This window comes from Salinibaculum salinum (assembly GCF_037645885.1).
In the GTDB taxonomy this organism is placed as follows: domain Archaea; phylum Halobacteriota; class Halobacteria; order Halobacteriales; family Haloarculaceae; genus Salinibaculum; species Salinibaculum salinum.
The window spans coordinates 127,556-145,020 of the sequence record NZ_JBBENW010000002.1 but is presented as its reverse complement, the minus strand read 5'-3'; the positions used below and the strand labels follow the sequence as shown (position 1 = coordinate 145,020).

17 protein-coding genes and 1 tRNA gene are annotated in these 17,465 nt (G+C 62.7%); 12 read left to right on the top strand and 6 right to left on the bottom strand.

Annotated features, from left to right (window positions below; translation table 11 throughout):
• Nucleotides 1-20: 20 nt before the first annotated feature.
• Complete coding sequence (locus tag WDJ60_RS03650) at nt 21-1,052, top strand: radical SAM protein (protein WP_340098616.1); 1,032 nt, start codon at nt 21-23, stop codon at nt 1,050-1,052.
• Here WDJ60_RS03650 and WDJ60_RS03645 read toward each other — a convergent pair.
• The gene (locus tag WDJ60_RS03645) at nt 1,049-1,588 is read right to left on the bottom strand and encodes a hypothetical protein (protein WP_340098615.1); all 540 of its coding nucleotides are present in this window, start codon (nt 1,586-1,588) and stop codon (nt 1,049-1,051) included. The genes WDJ60_RS03650 and WDJ60_RS03645 overlap by 4 nt on opposite strands.
• A gap of 84 nt (nt 1,589-1,672) precedes the next feature.
• Between WDJ60_RS03645 and WDJ60_RS03640 the strand changes: the two genes are divergently transcribed.
• From WDJ60_RS03640 to WDJ60_RS03630, 3 genes are all read left to right on the top strand, one after another.
• Complete coding sequence (locus WDJ60_RS03640) at nt 1,673-1,969, top strand: hypothetical protein (RefSeq protein WP_340098614.1); 297 nt, start codon at nt 1,673-1,675, stop codon at nt 1,967-1,969.
• A 274-nt stretch (nt 1,970-2,243) separates the two neighbouring features.
• A complete protein-coding gene (locus WDJ60_RS03635; protein ID WP_340098613.1) occupies nt 2,244-2,693 on the top strand; it encodes a TRAM domain-containing protein in 450 nt (149 codons plus the stop codon).
• A 52-nt stretch (nt 2,694-2,745) separates the two neighbouring features.
• Nucleotides 2,746-3,531, top strand: coding sequence for an SDR family oxidoreductase (locus tag WDJ60_RS03630; protein ID WP_340098612.1), 786 nt, complete (start codon nt 2,746-2,748; stop codon nt 3,529-3,531).
• Here the strand turns inward: WDJ60_RS03630 and WDJ60_RS03625 are convergent.
• Together WDJ60_RS03625 and WDJ60_RS03620 are read right to left on the bottom strand one after the other, a co-directional pair.
• Nucleotides 3,528-4,805, bottom strand: coding sequence for an MFS transporter (locus tag WDJ60_RS03625; protein ID WP_340098611.1), 1,278 nt, complete (start codon nt 4,803-4,805; stop codon nt 3,528-3,530). The genes WDJ60_RS03630 and WDJ60_RS03625 overlap by 4 nt on opposite strands.
• A gap of 49 nt (nt 4,806-4,854) precedes the next feature.
• Nucleotides 4,855-5,469, bottom strand: coding sequence for a rubrerythrin family protein (locus tag WDJ60_RS03620; RefSeq protein ID WP_340098610.1), 615 nt, complete (start codon nt 5,467-5,469; stop codon nt 4,855-4,857).
• Between the two features lie 97 nt (nt 5,470-5,566).
• Here WDJ60_RS03620 and WDJ60_RS03615 point away from each other — a divergent pair, with 97 nt between their 5' ends.
• The gene (locus tag WDJ60_RS03615) at nt 5,567-5,914 is read left to right on the top strand and encodes a DUF5658 family protein (protein WP_340098608.1); all 348 of its coding nucleotides are present in this window, start codon (nt 5,567-5,569) and stop codon (nt 5,912-5,914) included.
• A 21-nt stretch (nt 5,915-5,935) separates the two neighbouring features.
• On the opposite strand, the gene WDJ60_RS03610 is transcribed toward WDJ60_RS03615, so the two are convergent.
• A complete protein-coding gene (locus tag WDJ60_RS03610) occupies nt 5,936-6,790 on the bottom strand; it encodes a sulfurtransferase (RefSeq protein WP_340098606.1) in 855 nt (284 codons plus the stop codon).
• Nucleotides 6,791-7,044: 254 nt separating this feature from the next.
• On the opposite strand from WDJ60_RS03610, the gene WDJ60_RS03605 reads away from it, so the two are divergent.
• Nucleotides 7,045-7,842, top strand: a complete 798-nt coding sequence (locus tag WDJ60_RS03605) for a sulfurtransferase (RefSeq protein WP_340098604.1) — start codon at nt 7,045-7,047, stop codon at nt 7,840-7,842.
• Here WDJ60_RS03605 and WDJ60_RS03600 read toward each other — a convergent pair.
• Nucleotides 7,839-8,843, bottom strand: a complete 1,005-nt coding sequence (locus WDJ60_RS03600) for an AI-2E family transporter (RefSeq protein ID WP_340098602.1) — start codon at nt 8,841-8,843, stop codon at nt 7,839-7,841. The two genes, WDJ60_RS03605 and WDJ60_RS03600, sit on opposite strands and share 4 nt — an antisense overlap.
• 111 nt (nt 8,844-8,954) lie before the next feature.
• Between WDJ60_RS03600 and WDJ60_RS03595 the strand changes: the two genes are divergently transcribed.
• Nucleotides 8,955-9,027 (top strand) — tRNA-Pro (locus WDJ60_RS03595).
• A 127-nt stretch (nt 9,028-9,154) separates the two neighbouring features.
• Here WDJ60_RS03595 and WDJ60_RS03590 read toward each other — a convergent pair.
• The gene (locus WDJ60_RS03590; protein ID WP_340098600.1) at nt 9,155-9,331 is read right to left on the bottom strand and encodes a hypothetical protein; all 177 of its coding nucleotides are present in this window, start codon (nt 9,329-9,331) and stop codon (nt 9,155-9,157) included.
• Nucleotides 9,332-9,724: 393 nt separating this feature from the next.
• On the opposite strand from WDJ60_RS03590, the gene WDJ60_RS03585 reads away from it, so the two are divergent.
• The 5 genes from WDJ60_RS03585 to WDJ60_RS03565 all read left to right on the top strand — a co-directional run bounded on the left by WDJ60_RS03585 (nt 9,725) and on the right by WDJ60_RS03565 (nt 17,448).
• Nucleotides 9,725-15,325: an LAGLIDADG family homing endonuclease gene (locus WDJ60_RS03585; protein WP_340098598.1), complete on the top strand. Its 5,601-nt coding sequence runs from the start codon at nt 9,725-9,727 to the stop codon at nt 15,323-15,325.
• A complete protein-coding gene (locus WDJ60_RS03580) occupies nt 15,326-15,604 on the top strand; it encodes a DUF7854 family protein (RefSeq protein WP_340098596.1) in 279 nt (92 codons plus the stop codon).
• Nucleotides 15,605-15,667: 63 nt separating this feature from the next.
• Nucleotides 15,668-16,240, top strand: a complete 573-nt coding sequence (locus tag WDJ60_RS03575; protein WP_340098594.1) for a DUF7504 family protein — start codon at nt 15,668-15,670, stop codon at nt 16,238-16,240.
• Nucleotides 16,241-16,270: 30 nt separating this feature from the next.
• Nucleotides 16,271-16,609, top strand: a complete 339-nt coding sequence (locus WDJ60_RS03570; protein ID WP_340098592.1) for a DUF7855 family protein — start codon at nt 16,271-16,273, stop codon at nt 16,607-16,609.
• A complete protein-coding gene (locus WDJ60_RS03565; RefSeq protein WP_340098590.1) occupies nt 16,606-17,448 on the top strand; it encodes a DUF7856 family protein in 843 nt (280 codons plus the stop codon). Before WDJ60_RS03570 ends, WDJ60_RS03565 begins: the two co-directional genes overlap by 4 nt.
• Nucleotides 17,449-17,465 lie beyond the last annotated feature (17 nt).

The window sequence follows — 17,465 nt, the reverse complement described above, 5'->3', positions numbered from 1 at the left end:
ACCTGTACGTGTGGTACTGAATGATTTCGAAGGGCTGTGAACAGTGTGCGAAAGGCGGCAAGATGGTTCTGTTCGTCTACGGGTACTGCGACCAGCGCGACTGTTTCTACTGCCCGCTCGGTGAGAATCGCAAGAACGTCACCGACGTCTACGCCAACGAACGGAAAGTCGAGCGCGACCAGGATATCATCGACGAGGCAAAGCGGATGGACGCGCTGGGCTCTTCGATCACCGGCGGCGAACCGCAGGAAGTCCTCGAACGGACCTGTCGCTACCTCTCGCTTCTGAAAGACGAGTTCGGCGAGGACCACCACACTCACCTCTACACCGGGATTACAGGCGGCCGCGAGAACATGCGCCGCCTGTCCGAGGCCGGCCTCGACGAAATCCGTTTCCACCCACCACTCGAACAGTGGGGCGACCTCCACGGCACGGAGTGGGAGGATATCCTCTATATCGCCCGCGAAGAGGGGCTGACGCCGGCGTTCGAGATTCCGGGTATCCGCGCCGAAGCGGAATTTCTGGACTTTCTCGACGAGGGCGCAGCGGACTTCTGTAACATCAACGAGTTCGAGATGAGCGACGGGAACTTCCGTCGGATGCAGGAAGAAGGCTTCGACCGCAAGGAGGGCCATATGAGCGCCGTCGAGGGCAGCCACGAAATCTTAGAGACGATGGGCGACCACGAGAAGGTCTACTTCTGTACCTCTGTGTTCAAAGACGCCGCCCAGCACCGAAACCGCTTGAAGCGGATGGCCAAGCAGATTCGCCGTCCCTTCGACGAGGTGACCGACGACGGCACGCTCGTCTACGGGAAGACGTGGGTCGAACCAGAGCGCTTCGAACAACTCGGCGTCCCCGAGGAGTTCTACACCGAAAAGAGCGAACACGTCGAACTCGCGTGGTGGCTCCTAGAGGAGATGGTCGGCGAGGGTGACCTGCCGAAAGGCGAAATCGTCGAGCAGTATCCCACGGCAGACGGTACCGTCGTCGAACGAACGCCGGTCGCAGCGTCTGAGACGCCGGCAGAGGAGTCGGCGTCGGCGGACTAACGGTGTCTCCGCTGTGTTGCACACGCTCGCTCCAGCGCCGCGTGTAGTTCCTGTGGTTGTTGTGTTCCTACGACGAGCGGCCGACTGTCGGCGCGCTCGATGCGGGTGCCCTCCCCGCCGTCGGCGATGTACGCTTTCGGTTCTTCGAAAGAGACACCCCACCGGTAGAACGTGGGGTTGTGACGCACGCCGATGCCGCCGTACTCTCCCACCGGCGAGAACGAAGTGGGTTCGTGCGACCTCATTTCCGTGCAGGGAACGTGCCGAAAGGAGAGATGGAGGGGCCACAGCTTCAGGTACAGACCATCAGTTCGGACTTCGGTGACGAAGACAGCCTTGTAGAAGATGACGAGCGGTCCCCACAGCAGGACAGTGAGGGAAGCAAGCGTGGGGTAGACCTCGGGGGTGAGTCCGCCGGCGTCGTCGACGACAACCACGACAACGAGGATGAACGCGGGGAGCGTACTGACTATCAGGAGCGCCCACAGCCAGTCCTGGCGGAAGTGCTGGCGCTCCTCGAAGAGAATCGTGCTCACAGGAGATGCTGTGACTGTCGAGGAATTAGTCGTTTCGAGCGCGTGCCACAACGGTTGTATCGGTGGACCTGCTACCCGCAGTCGATGTATCTCTCCCATCCCGTCCGGCGCATCCGCGAAGACCCCGACGAGGACGAGACTGTCACGCTCCGGGTCACCGCCGTCGACGACGATGCGGCCGACGAACTTGTCGACCGAATCGACGACGTTGGTGTCGTCGAGGAGCGTCTCCGCTTTGCCGGTCTCCGCGTGACGCTCCCGCAGGAACGGCTCGACGACATTTGTGCCCTCGAAGGTATCGAATCTATCGAGACGGGAAACACGTTCTCTGTAGATTTCGACACGCCCGAAGATGCCGACTACGACAGTACGTGCCGGTAGCGGTGCGGTTGCGGTGCAGTGGCCGGGAGCGCGTGCCCGCGTTAGCGGGCCGCGCGCTGACGGGGAAGGGCAGGACTGCTGTGCGGTGCGGTTGCTGTTGCCGTGCAGGAGTCACTACGATAGCATCTGCGAGCGCTCTACCGAGCGCGAGCAGCCTTTTTCGCCCACGTTTTTCAAGGCGAGGTCCGCCGCGCGCCGGAGGCGCGCGTGCGAGACCCGACGCAGAAAAAGGTGGAGCGGAAACGTTTAATTCGCCCCCTGATTAGGACGTTCCATGGCCGACTGTCCAATCGCCGACGACTGCCCCAGTTTTTCCGAGCGCATCGAGGGTATGGGGTGTCAGCACTACGGCGACCGGGGTGGTGCGGAGTGGTGCAATCACTACAACCAGCCCATCGAGGATCTCAAGTCCCAGCCAGTCAAGGCCGGCCAGGAAGTCGTCATCGATGTCGAAGACATCCACGAGAGCGGTGCCGGCGTGGGTCGGACCGAGGACGGCTTCATCATCATGGTCGACGGCGTCTTGCCGCCGGCCCGGTCCCGCGTCGAAGTGTCGAAGGTCCACTCCAATCACGCACGTGCCGAGGAACTCGAACGCCTCGACATGGAGGGGGAAGACGACGAGACCGAGGAAACTGAAGCCGATACTGGTTCCACAGACACAGACGAGGAGGAAGACGAGGGACCGCGACTGGGCAGTCGCGACAACTTCTGGGGCAACTAGCGCCCCAATTGCTGACCACCGCCGTTTAGGGTTTCTCACCCGTAGGCCCGCTATGGACCTCGAACTCGCCGACTCGGCAGTGCTGTGTACCGCAGCCACCAGCGGCCTCGGCCTCGCCAGCGCAACGGCGTTCGCACGCGAGGGCGCAGATGTCGCCGTCTGTGGGCGCACCGCCGGTCACATCGACGACGCCCGCGAAACGCTCCGCGCGGCCGGGAATGGAGACGTCCTCGCCACCGAAGCCGACATCACGGACCCCGATCACGTCGCGGCGTTCGTCGAGCAAGCGGCTGAGAAGTTCGGTGGTATCGACCATGTTGTCACCAGCGCCGGCGGCCCGCCCAGTGGCCCCTTCGAGGAGATGGCCGACCGCGACTGGTACCAGGCCTACGACATGCTCGTGATGAGCGTCGTCTGGACGCTCAGAGAAACGGTCCCGTATCTCCGCGAATCAGAATCGGGGACGCTCGTCGCGATTACGTCCCGGACTGTCAGAGAGGTTCGAGAGGGACTCCTCCTGTCGAATGCCGTCCGGCGTGCGGTCGACGGCCTCGTCAAGACCGTCTCCCGCGAGATGGCTCCCGATATCCGTGCCAACGCCGTCCTGCCGGGTGCCCACGAGACGGCGCGCATCGAGGAACTCATCGAGGCGGCCGTCGAGCGCGGCGCGGTCGATGATTACGACGCCGGCTATCGAGACTGGGCCGACGACGTGCCACTCGACCGTATCGGCGACCCCCAGGAACTCGGTGACGTGGTGGCGTTCTTGTCGAGTCCGCGCGCTAGCTTCGTCAACGGTGCGTCGCTGGCCGTCGACGGCGGCTCGATGCGGAGCTAGGCCGTCCGGTCGACTTCGTGATGAAGCCACATCGCGCAGCCGACACCGAGCATGGCGACGACGACTGTCAGACCGAAGGCGACCTGGTAGCCCAGCTGTGTGTAGACGCGCGCGCCGGCGATCGTCTCACCGGTCCAGTAGGTGTCCAGTGCGATGCCCATCGCCGTCGGAACCAGCGCCGGGCCGATAAAGGCGATGGCGTTGACCGCACCGATTGCGACGCCGCTTTTCTCGGCACTGAATTGTTCTTTGACGACGGTGTATCCCAGCACGAACGCGCCGGTCAGAAAGCCCGCTAGGAAGAGCGCCCCGGCGACGAGCGCGAGGGGTGGCTGCTGGAGCGCTGCTAGCGAACCCAGCGCGAGGACGTAGACGAGGCTGCCGACGACCACGACCGCAGTCCGCTGTTCGAGACGGTCCGAGAGATAGCCGACGGCTGGCGTTCCGACCAGCAGTCCGACGCTCCCTAGCAGCGTGTACGTCGACGCTGCCGTCACGGAGAGGCCGTGGGTCTGGACGAGATACGGGACGCCCCAGAGGCCGAGCACGGAGAGGTTGATACCGTTCGAACAGAAGATGGTCAGCCCGGCAAGCCACGTCGTCCGGTCGCGCGCGACTTCGCGGAGATTGCCCCAGACCGTCGCCAGCGTCAGGTCGGTCGTCTTGGGGACGTTCTCTATCGGGTCGATACCGGCGTCGGCCGGCGAATCGCGGACGAAAAGCCAGATGGAGACCGTGATGGCGACAGCGACGACGGCGAGGCCGGCGACCGTCGAGCGCCAGCCGACGGCGGCGACGGCGATGGCAAACGGCGTGGCCGCGAGCACACCTCCCAGCCCGGAACCGGCGGTCGTCAGGCCGCTCATCGTCGCGAACTCTCGGGGTCGAAACCAGTTCGCACAGAACCGAAGCGTCGTGATGTACAGGAGGCTGCCACCGATTCCGATGACGACGCGAGCCAGCAAGGCGACGGGATAGCTCCCGGCCGCGGCAAAGAGGAAGCCACCACCGGCCAGCACGACGGTACCGAGCGTCGCGGTTCGACGGATACCAGCCCGGTCAGAGAGGACACCGGCGACCAACTGGAGAGGCGCGTAGACGTAGAAAAACGCGGCGTGAAGGGTTCCGAGTCCGCCGCCGTCGGTGTCGAATGCCCGCATCAGCGGTTCGGCGATGACAGCCGTCGAGAGTCGGTAGAGACTGAGGAGGACGAATCCAGCCATCAGCACACCCCAGCCGAGCCAGCGAATCTGCTTCGTCGTCAAACTGCGCACGCAGTGTACTGGGACGATGGGTCCCGAAAAACGTTCCGTGGTTCGATTCTCAGCAGACCGGCTTCGGGTTCACGCCCAGGTCTTCCAGCGTCTCGAAGTACTCGTCGTACGCCGCCTCGATAGCGCTGGTCGCGGCCGTCTCCGCGCGCTCCCAGTCGTCGTCGCTCTTGCAGGTCGCGTCGAGCGCGTCGAGCGCGCTCTCCCGAGTCGCCTCGTAGTCGTCACCGAAGCCGCGGAACAGACTCGCAGTCTGGGGATCTGCCTGCCCGGTAAAAAAGCCGGTACACTGACTGGATTTCTCCTCGGTGACGAGCGTCCAGCCGACGAGGCCACCGAGGCGCTCGACGCCCGCGGGCAGCCCGCGAAGAAACTCCACGACAGCCGGCGGCGTCCCCGGGTCGTGGTCGTCGAGCTTCCCCGCGATGCTGTCGTAGTGCTCGCGTTCGATCTCGACGGCGTCTGCGAACGCCCCTTCGATGTCGTCGTCGGCCCAGCCGTCGAACGTCTCGGCCGCGTGGTGTGCGTTGTCCGCCGCCGCCGCGAGTACGGTCTCGGGTTCCATCTCTCCTTCCGTGTCGGCGTAGAGCGACTTCGAAGAGCCGAGCCGCGAGAGCTCCGTCTTCGCTGCTGCCTGAACTGTTTCGACGAGTTCGCTGCCGTTCATATCCACTCTGTCGGCTGGGGCGTGCTTGTAACCATCGTCCTCGACTGGATACGCCGCGGTGTTTTATTGCTCGTGGGACCGTCGTTCGTACAGAACGATGCCTTCTGATGCCGTCACAGACATGTGGTTCTCCGACCACGTCCGTCCGCTCTCGGACTCCGATGCCGTGCTCTGGACTGTGGTCATCGTCGCCTCCGCCTTCGATATTGTCACCACCATCGTCGGCATCTCCCATGGTGCAAGCGAGGCCAACACCATCGCTGTGGCCTTCCTCGAAACCTACGGCACGCCCGGTATCGGCCTGCTGAAGTTCTCGGCACTCCTGCTCGTTGCGCTGCTGTGGTGGCGTTTGCCCGACCGCTATGCCAGCGTCGTCCTCCTCGCGTTCGCGCTCGTCTCGGTGCTGGTCGTTGCACTCAATGCGCTCACGCTCATCACGCTGTAAAAAAGCGAAAGAATCGACCGTTCAGTTTCCTTTTTCGATGGGCGCGCCAACGAGGTTACCCCACTCGGTCCAGGAGCCATCGTAGTTGATGGTGTCGTCGTAGCCGAGCAGTTCGTGCAGCGCGAACCACGCAACGGACGAGCGCTCGCCGATGCGGCAGTAAGCGACGGTCGTGCCTTCGCCGTCGATGCCTTCCTCGGCGTACAGCTCTTCGATTTCGTCAGCGGTCTTGAAGGTACCGTCGTCGTTGGTGACGGCGGCCCAGGAGATGTTCTTCGCGCCGGGGATGTGGCCGCCGCGCTGGGCGGTCTCCTGCAGGCCCGGGGGTGCGAGAATCTCGCCGGAGAACTCCTCGGGCGAGCGAACGTCCACGAGCGGCAGCCCGCGCTCGATTGCGTTCTCGACGTCGTCACGGTAGGCGCGGATGGACTCGCGCGGACCGGCGGCGTTGTACTCGACCTCGGAGAACTCGGGGACCTCGTCGGTGAGTGGGTAGTCGTTTTCGACCCAGTAGTCGCGGCCACCGTCGAGCAGCTTCACGTCGTCGTGGCCGTAGTACTTGAACTGCCAGTAGGTGTAGGCCGCGAACCAGTTGGCGTTGTCACCGTACAGGACGACGGTGGAGTCCTCGCTGATGCCGTGACTGCCCAGCAGCTCCTCGAAATCCTCCTTGGTGAGGATGTCTCGGGTGGTCTGGTCCTGCAGTTGTGTCTCCCAGTTGAAACCGATCGCACCGGGGGCGTGACTCTCGTCGTACAGCTCCGTGTCGACGTCGACCTCGACCAGTCGGTGGGCGGGGTCGTCGCTCTGGAACTCGTCGAGGTTGTCCTCGACCCAGTCCGCAGAGACGAGAACGTCGTTGGCGTAGTCGCTCATAGTTGCGTTACACTGTATGGCTCCCACCCATATAGCACTACGACTCTCGGCATGTTCCGCCACTCCTCGCCTCTTGCGGCAAATTCCACTCCTTTCTTCGCCGGAACTGTAGAAACCGGTGACTGCCAGCGACTGCGGTCCGCTGCGTCCCGTATAGCGTGTCAGCAATTCGTGCAGCTACCAGAAATAATTGCCACCATCTTCGATATCGCCAGAGAGACATCTTGAAACCGGTTCGTCCGTAACTGCGCTCTATGACTAACCTCGTCGTTTCGGCGTCGTGGCTCGCCGACAATCTCGACAGCGTTCGCGTCGTCGACGTGCGCGACGCGTGGGAGTACGACGGCATCGGCCACGTCCCTGGTGCCGTCAACATCCCCTTCGACTCGTTCCGTGCGACAGAACACGCAGCAGAAGCTGGAGAGGGCAGCGGCATGCTCCCCGGTGAGGACGCCTTCGCGACGCTCATGCGCGAGGCCGGCATCACGCGGGAAGACCACGTCGTCGCCTACGACGACGACCACGGCGTCTTCGCCGCGCGCTTTCTCGTCACTGCCTACCTCTACGGCCACTCGATCGACCGTTTGCATCTGCTCGACGGCGACTTCAGCGCGTGGCAACTCGAACACGAGACGACCAGCGAGACGCCTTCCCCCGCTTCGACCGACTACGAGGCGACACTGCGCGAGGAGACGCCGCTGGTCGACACCGACGCCGTCGCCGCGGCCACCGACGACCCCGAGACAGTCATCGTCGACACCCGCGAGAAGAGCGAGTACGACGAGGGACACATCCCCGGCGCAATCCGACTGGACTGGCGGGAACTCGTCGACGACGAGACCCGCGGTCTCAAACCCGAGTCGGCGATTCGGGATATCCTCGGCGATGCGGACATCGTCCCCGAGAAGCGAATCCTGCTGTACTGCAACACCGCCCGCCGAATCAGCCACACCTACGTCGTCCTCCGGCATCTCGGCTACGAGGATCTCGCGTTCTACGAGGGGAGTCTCACCGAGTGGGAGGCCGCTGGCCGACCGGTCGAATCGAACTAGTTGAGTTGTTTCTGGACTGTCGCCGACTCCGCGGTGAGCAGCGAGACTGCCTCTGCGAGTAACGCGACCACGACGGGGCCGGCGACCAGTCCGACCAGTCCCACCGAGAGCACGCCGCCGGTGAAGCCGACGAAGTAGAGACTGCCTGGCATGCCGGTGGTCAGGCGCGCGAGCCGCGGGCGGATGAGCGCGTCCGGCAGAAAGCCGATGACGACGAAGCCGAGCACGAGTATCGTTATCGCGCCGGTGATATCGCTAGCGAGTAGCTCGATGGCTGCGAGTACGACGACGAGAACGCTCGGCCCGAGTATCGGGATGAACTGCAGGATGCCGCCGATGACCGCCAGCGTAAACGCCGATTCGTATCCGAGCGCGAAAAAGACGGCGTACCCGATGAGGAAGGTCCCAAAGGAGACCGCCGCCTGCAGGACGTAGATGGCGTACAGAATCGACTGCGTCCGTTCGTGTAACGCGATGACGATATCCTGATACGCCGCCGGGACCGGTCGCAAAATCGCCCAGCGGACCTGCTGTGGACGGAGCAACAGCGCGTAGACGACGAGCGTGAAGATGAACACCTTCAGCGCCAGCGCCGGAGCCGCCTGGACGAGGCCCACCGCCACGTCCCCGGAGACCTCGCGAGCCGTCACGAACAGTGAGCCGAGTTTGATGGTGTAGCTAAACTCCCCGAACACGAGGGGGACCGTCTCGGGGAGACGCTGGAACGAGTCGAACAGTTGGCCGCGACGGAGATACAGCGCAGCAAACAGCGGCAGGACGAGCAACACGCCAGCGAGGAAGGCGCTCGCGGTACAGATTGCCGCCGCCAACCGCCCGCCTGCGCCGTGCGCGAACAGCCACTGTCGCAGCGGGTAGAGGACGTACGCGATGGTTATCGCGAAAAAGACCGTCGGCAGGACTTCCCAGAGCAACGCCGCCGCAACCAGCGACGCGACTCCGAGGAGCCCCACGAGCGCCGTCTGCCGACGGACCGTCACCACGAGCGGACTCTCACGGCCCAGCGAGTAAATTGTTGTGACACGATACCCTCCCCCATCTGTCTGCGGCCGCAACGAAACGCTTTACTCCGTGACGGTGACATAGTTGCATACGGGATCGTGGGTTAGCCTGGTATACTTCGGGCCTTGGGTGCCCGTAACCCCGGTTCAAATCCGGGCGATCCCATCGTATTTTACGGCGAGCGAGCCCGCGAGACGTAAATCCGAAACGAAGCCCGGATCTAAATCAGGGAGTGAAGTGGAGCGGAACGACCGTGGTTCAGAATCCGAGCGAGTACAGCTGTCGCCCCACGCTAGTCGCTATGTCGATCCTCGGCTGGCAACAGTAACCAAAGCACAGCCAGCGCCAGCACCGTTTCGAGCACGCCGATAAATATCATCCCGAGCGGTGTGAGCACGAACGCGAGCAATCTGACGTGTTCGTCCCACGTGTACCCGTCCGCCGGTTCGGCTGTCGCGTTATCGCTCATACCACTCCGTCTGTTGACTGCCCTCATTAATCGGAGACAGCGGTTGCTCACGCGGCGGTTCGGCGAATATTTTAAGTACGACTCCGGACCTCCCGGTTCGAACTGCCCGCTTGGTCAACCCCTTTCTTTCGTCAGCCAACCGGGTTCAGTCGTGTGGTTTTCCCTCCGGGATTTCACTTTCACTCTCCACTGACTCCGAGCCGTGAGTGGCCCGCTGTCCAGACCCGCGACTCGCGGGCAACGGCCCGCTGGACACGGCCTGCGGGGTTTACACACCCCTTCGTTTCCAGCCCCGAAACGGCCACAGTCTGCCGGTCAGTCGCCGCACCGATTCACTTTCACTCCCGTTTGCGAACCTTCTTGAACGAAGGGAATCTAAGCTGTGCTCACCAGATGGCTCGCGCGGACGACACCGAACTCATCGATACATTCGAGGAGTTCTACCGGAACTACTACCGCAACGCGATCGGGGAACTTGCCCAGAAGTACCCGACCGAACAGAAGTCTCTCTACGTCGACTGGGACGACCTCTACCGATTCGACCCGGACCTCGCCGACGACTTCCGAAACAAGCCCCAGCAGCTTCAGGAGTACGCCGAGGAAGCGCTCCGCCTCTACGACCTGCCTGTCGACGTCTCGCTCGGGCAGGCCCACGTTCGCGTCCAGAACCTCCCCGAATCGACGGGCATCCGTCAGATTCGCGCCGACCACCGCGGGTCGCTCATCTCCGTCAAAGGCATCGTCCGCAAGGCGACTGACGTGCGTCCGAAGATCACCAACGCCGCCTTCGAGTGTCAGCGCTGTGGGACGCTCAGTCGCATCCCGCAGACCGACGGCGACTTCCAGGAACCCCACGAGTGCCAGGGGTGTGAACGCCAGGGTCCCTTCCGCATCAACTTCGACCAGTCGGAGTTCATCGACGCACAGAAACTCCGCATCCAGGAGTCTCCCGAAGGACTCCGCGGCGGCGAGACGCCACAGAGCATCGACGTGAACATCGAGGACGATATAACGGGGGAAGTCACCGCCGGCGACCACGTCGAGGTGACCGGCATCCTCAAACTCGAACAGCAAGGTAACGACCGCGAGAAGTCGGCCATGTTCGACGTGTACATGACCGGTCTCTCGGTGACCATCGAGGACGAGCAGTTCGAGGACATGGACATCACCGACGAGGACAAGAAGGAAATCGTCGAACTCTCCAACGAGTCCGGCATCTACGAGAAGATGGTCGGCGCGATTGCGCCTTCCATCTACGGCTACGAGAAACAGAAGCTGGCGATGATTCTCCAGCTCTTCTCGGGCGTCACCAAACACCTCCCCGACGGCTCACGGATTCGTGGCGATTTGCATATGCTTCTGATCGGTGACCCCGGGACGGGGAAGTGCCTCAAAGGAGAGACGAAAGTCACACTTGGTGACGGGCGACGCAGAGAAATTCGGGATATCGTAGAGGAGAATCTCGATGACCCGAAGCCTGTTGACGACGGTGTGTACGATACGGTTGACATTCCACTTCCGTCGTTGACTGACAACGGCAGCATTTCCGAACGGCAGGCGACAAAAGTCTGGAAACGGGAAGCCCCCGACGAGATGCACCGAATTCGGACTGCGAGCGGTCGTGTGGTTGAGGTGACGCCGTCGCACCCGCTATTCGTTCAGTCCGATGGTGAGTTTGTGCCCCGGAAAGCGACAGAGTTGGAGGAGGGCGAGTTCGTTGCGCTGCCAAAACAGGTCGAGACGGAACCTACGTCGTCACTAGATGTGGATTATCGCCGGTCGAAAGCAAACAACGCCGTCCGGCTGTCGCTTCCCGATGAGTGGACGCCGTGGCTCGCCAGGCTGGTTGGCTATATTATCGCGGAAGGGTACGCGACGCTCAAAGACGACAACGCTGGCACGGTTACTGTCACGAACGAAGACGCAGAGATTCTGGATGACGTTGCAAATGCTCTCGAACGGTTGGGTTTGCCGTACTCGACGACTTCGGGAAGGGAAGGAAAGAGCGCCAAAGCGATACGATGCAATGCGAGCGAGTTTGTCAGCTTTCTCAAAAATCTCGAGGCATGTATCTTGGAGAAGTCCGCGTCCCAGCGCGTCCCAGAGCCGATTCTTCTGGCGGATAGGGATACACAGCGTGCGTTCCTCAGAGCGTACATAGACAGTGAGGGGCACGTTTCGACGAAACAGCGCAGTCTGACAGTCGCGTCCATGAGCCGCGAACTCCTTGACGACGTCCGAGCACTCCTTTTGGAGGTGGGCGTGCATGCCTCACTAGAGCCCCGACAAAACGGAAGCTACCGTCTCCGAATCAGTGGCTCGGATTTCGAAACGTACGTCGAGAGCGTCGGATTCGTTACCGAGCGAAAAGCGACCGCCGCAACAGCGTTCGATGATATTTCGCAGAACACGAACACGGATATCATCCCGCTGGACGGGGAGAGATTGCGTGAGATTCGGGACTCGCTGGCGCTCTCCCAGTCCGAGTGCGGGCTTCCCCGTTCGACGTATCAACACTACGAACGTGGCGACAGGAACCCCAGTCGGTCGAGTCTGTCTACTGTAACCGAGACGTTTGAGGAGCGCGTGGAGTGGCTCCATCGACAGCGCGCTCTCCTCTCCGACGGTGACTGGGACCGAATCGAGACGCTTCGCGCGGAACTGGGTATTTCACAGCGCGTGCTCGCTGACGGCATGGGTATCAGCCAGACAGCCATCAGCTACTATGAGCGCGAGGGCGTCGCACCAGACGGTGGTCGTACTGAGAACGCGAAATGGGTTGTACTCAATCGCATTAACGACGCACTTTCTGTCAGCGAGGATGTTCAACGACTTCGGATGCTTGTTGAGAGCGATGTCCAGTGGGATTGTATTGACTCAATACAATCGGTTTCTCCAGACTACGATTGGGTATACGACCTCGAAGTCGCTGGGACCCACAACTACATTTCTAACGGCGTAATTTCGCACAATTCTGCGATGCTTCAGTACATCCGACAAATCGCACCCCGGTCGGTGTACACCTCCGGGAAAGGCGCATCCTCGGCGGGACTTACTGCTGCCGCGGTCCGCGACGATTTCGGTGACGGCCAGCAGTGGACGCTCGAAGCCGGTGCGCTCGTGCTGGCTGACAAGGGAATCGCGGCCGTGGACGAACTCGACAAGATGGAGTGTGTCACGGGCGAGACGCTCGTCCACACGGGGGACGGTATCGTTCCCATCAGGGAGTTGACCCTCGATGCCGACCCCGACGGCGATGTCGAGTACCACGAAAAGGGACGCTCGCTTCGGGATGTCGACGCCACGGTCTGGACGATGACCGACGACGGGCAGTTGACGACTCGCGACGTGACGGCGGTTCACGAGTACGACGCACCGTCTGCACTTCGCGAAGTGACGCTCGAATCCGGCGAGTCGGTGACCGCGACCGCCGACCACCCGTTCTTCGTTCTCGACGAGGGGAGACGGACGGAGACGCCGGCAGCCGGACTTGAACCCGGGGACTGGGTGTACGTTCCCGATTCGATTCCCACCCCGGCGTCGGACGGCGGGGCCGTTGTCTCGTCCGCGGATGCTGTTGAGAGTTCAGTCTCCCAGAACCCGCCAGCACTCGGTGCGCTCATGGGGTACATCGCGGGTGACGGCAACGTCTACTACAACCGCGAGGAGGGGAGCTACGGGATGCGGTTCACGAACGCCGAAGAAGAACTGCTGGCCGATTTCGAACGCGCATGTCGCGAGGTGTTCGACGCGACACCGGTTCGTCATCCGAGCGAACAGCGCCCCGACGGCGTCGAAACGGTTCGACTCCACGGGAAAGCGTACGTCGACGAGCTGCTCGCGGCCGGGCTGAACCTCGAAACCTACGAGGGAAAACGCGTTCCAGCCGCAGTGCTACAGGGTGACGACGGCGTGAAAGCGGCGTTCATCCGTGCGCTGGCCGACGCCGAAGGCAACGTCGACGATAGGAAAGTAACCATCTTCTCGGCGAGTTACGAACTCCTGCTCGGCGCGAAGATGCTCCTTTCCGAATTTGACGTGACCAGCCAGATACAACAGAGAGAACGGGATGAAGGGCGTGACCTCTACGTTCTCGCGATTACCGCAGCGGACTCACTTTCGGCGTTCAACCGCCACGTTGGATTCACGCTGAACCGGAAGCAGGACGCACTCGACACCGTCTGCGAGAACGCCGCCGGTGACCGTACGATTCTCGATGTCCTGCCGGAGTGTGGTGACCTGTTTGTGCAGGCACGCGATTCGCTTCGACTGCACCAGGAAGAGTGTGGGCTGAAGGACGCGACTTACTGCAACTTCGAGAATGGCGACGCGAACTTCTCGATGCAGAAGGCAGACCGCGTCCTCGAACAGTTCGAAGTTCGCCGCGAACAGGCAGTGGCCGACCGTACGACGCTCTGCAACCCCTGCTCGTGGGAGACGCTCGCAACGCTCAAAGACAGGTATCACGTCGCCCAGCACGAACTCGCCGACGGGACGTCTTACTCCCAGCAGCAGGTGTCGATGGGATGGGGTAGCGACGAGACGCTCAGAACGACAGTTCGTCAGGCACTTCGAGACGTTGTCAGTACTGTGGCTGAGACGGACTTCAGCACGCTTCGCGACCTCGTTCGAGGTGACGTGAAGTGGCGACGGGTGGCTACTGTCGAGAGCGCCGATCCGTCTGTCGACGACGGTTGCATCGAAGTTCTTCGACAGCGCCTCGCTGACCTTCTCGGAACCGGTGAGGTCGATATCGAGTCTCGGGCGACCGACCTGCTCGCCGACGAACCCAGCGCTGACTCGTGGCGCTCTCTCCGTTCGGAACTCGACCGCCACGGAATCCCTCTTCAGCGTATTGCAGACCACATGGGTGTCGCCGGGTCGACCGTCTCGCGGTGGTTCAACGGTGTCGTCGACGGCGAGTCCTTCGGAACTGTCCGCGAGATTGCGCTCAACCGCATCGAGAGCAAGCGCAGACGGATCCGAACGCTCCTGTCCGAAATCGAGGAACGCCGCAATCCGAAGGTGTATGACCTCACTGTCGACGGCACCCACAACTTCCTCGCGAACGGGATGGTCGTCCACAACTCCGACGACCGCTCTGCGATGCACGAAGCACTAGAACAGCAAAGCATTAGTGTCAGTAAAGCTGGAATAAATGCCACGCTCAAATCTAGGTGCTCGCTACTGGGCGCAGCAAACCCGAAATACGGAAGATTCGATCAGTACGAACCTATCGGAGAGCAGATAAATCTTGAACCCGCACTCATCTCGCGCTTTGACCTCATCTTTACGGTCACCGACCAGCCTGACGAGGAGGAGGACGCGAACCTCGCCGAGCACATCATTCAGACGAACTACGCGGGCGAACTCCACACCCACCGGACGGAGACGAGCGCGTCGAACTACACTGCAGAGGAAGTCGAGACGGTCACCGAGGAGGTCGAGCCGACGATCGACCCCGACCTGTTGCGCAAGTACATCGCCTACGCCAAGCGAAACTGCTTCCCGACGATGACCGAGGAGGCCAAAGGCGAGATTCAGGACTTCTACGTGAACCTCCGCTCGCGCGGCTCCGACGAGGACGCCGCGGTGCCGGTCACGGCCCGGAAACTCGAAGCGCTGGTCCGTCTCGCGGAGGCCAGCGCCCGCATCCGTCTTTCCGATACTGTCGAAGCAGAGGACGCATCCCGCGCTGTCGACATCGTCCGGTACTGTCTGGAGGACATCGGGATGGACCCCGAGACGGGCGAACTGGACGCGGACATGGTCGAGACGGGGACCTCGAAGAGCCAGCGCGACCGCATCAAGGACCTGCTCTCGCTCATCCAGAACATCGAGGACGAGTACGACGAAGGCGCGCCGGTCGACGTCATCCTCGAACGCGCCGAGGAGGCCGGCATGGAGTCCTCGAAGGCCGAACACGAGATCGACCAACTCAAACAGAAAGGGGAGGTGTACGAACCGCAGACTGACCACCTGCGAACGACATAGATGGACCGCATCTCTGCACTCCGCAACATCGAGGAGGCGCTCTCCGCGTTCGAGCGCGAGGAGTGTACGCTCCCGGAACTGGAGCGGGAGGTCCGGGGAATCCTTCGGACGTACGCGACTGAGTTCGACGACGAGACGCGAGCGTACCGCGCCCGCGGTCCAGCGCGCGTCGATGGACTGGTCGTTCTCGCCACTTCCAGACAGGAAGCGCGGGACCGAATCGCGGACCTGCTCTCGGACCCGCCGGAGTTTTCGGTCGAACCGGCCGACGACCCTTGAGCGATCCGACAGGAACGCAAAGCTGTTTAACTGAAAGGGCCCTGTACCGGACAACAGCGACAGATGACAGCAGTTACCGACCAACTCGACGGGGCAACGAACATCCTACTGCAGGTGTCATCGATGGGGGGTGGCCGGGAGGTCTGTACGTCACTGCTGTCGGACGGTGTCGACAGTCCGAGCGTCCTCTACGTCTCCTTTACGCAACAGGCCGACGCCTGTATCGACCAGTGGGAGGCAAGCGGGGAGTCGGCTCGCAATCTGGGGGTAATCACCGTCGGTGACGGCTCCTCGGCCGTCGACCGCGACGATGTCGTCACGGAAACGGTCCCGACACCGAGTGACTTGACCGGGCTGGGCATCCAGATCGGGCAGTTCCTCTCGGAGTGGGACGCGCCCGTCGTCATCTGCTTCGACTCGCTCACCTCGATGCTGCAGTACGTGGACTTCGAGACGGCCTACGAGTTCTTGCACGCGATCACCGGACAGGTCCACGCCGCCGGTGCGCGCGCACACTTCCACATCGACCCGGAGGCCCACGACGAGACACAGGTTGCGGGTCTCACTTCGTTGGTCGACGCCAGCGTCTCGCTCGGCGAGGATACGCGCGTCCGGACGCGAGACGTAATCGAATGATTTAGGACCGACATCTTCGCAGACGGGGGTGTGCTGCTGGTCATCACCTACTCGCAAGCAGCGCGCCGGACGCTGCGCAACGTCGCTCGTGCTCACGAGGACTGTGTCGTCCGCCACTTCGGCCGGGCAACACTGTTCGAGGCGACGGAGTTCGCGGCGTTCCAGGCGCTTCGCCTCCGCGAGAAACACGGGACCGCAGTCCAGGTGGAGTGGACCGAACCGTTCAACGAGTTCGAGCGGGTGTCGGAGGGGGTTCGCGAGGCCGCGACGGCCTACGAGGCACGCGAGGAGTCGGCGACGCCGTACGAGCGCTTCGCTGCCGGTCGTGACCTCCCCGACCCCGACGGGATGCGGGGACGGGAGCTGTGATCTGCGAACTGGACGAGTCAGTTACCTGTGGCCGAGCGGTGACGCTGCCCGCGTCGGTCGATCCACGGACAGTCGCGCGTGCTGTCCGTGCGGGCGAGGCAACCGACGGGCAGACGACGATTCGCGTTCGCGCTTGGCGACCCCACCCCGTCCACGAACGGGTCGGCTGTCTCCATCCGGAGATGGGACTGCACGTTCGGACGGCGCTTGCCGAGGCTGCCCGCGCTCGCGGACTCTCGACGCGGTTCGACAGGGAGATACGAACACTTGCAGAGCAGCTGTCAAGCCTGGCTATCGAGGGCGTGGAAACCGAAGCCCAGCGGCGGGCCGTCGCCGCGGCCAGTACGGAGACCGAACGGTTACGAGAGGAAGTCGCACAGACGCGCGGCGAACTGATTGCACGTCGCGAGGGCGATGCCGAGACAGCGTCGGTGGCCCAGCAGTTCCGCGACGCAGCCCGGGACCTCTCGGAGGCCGAGACGACCGCGGCCGCGGCCCGACAGAATCTCGACCGTCGCCGCCGTGAGGCGCGGGCGGCACGCGACCGACTCGAAAAGCAACTCGCGCTCGAAGACGACATCGAAAATCTCCGACGGCAAGCCCGTGCGGCGCTCGTCGACCGCATCCGTGGCGCGTACGAGAGCGCCGTCGCCCGCGTCCCGGGTGCGCCGACACCGCCGTTCGACCCCTTTGACGCGGACGCGGTGACTGCGGCGCTGGCCGTCGGACGGATTGCCGCCTTCGACGCGCCGGTGGTGCTCGCGTGTGACCGATTTCCGTCGCCGCGGGCCGCGAGCGCGTGGCTCGGCGCGCCGGTCATTCGTGTCCCGTCGCAATAGTTTAAATCCGAAACCGA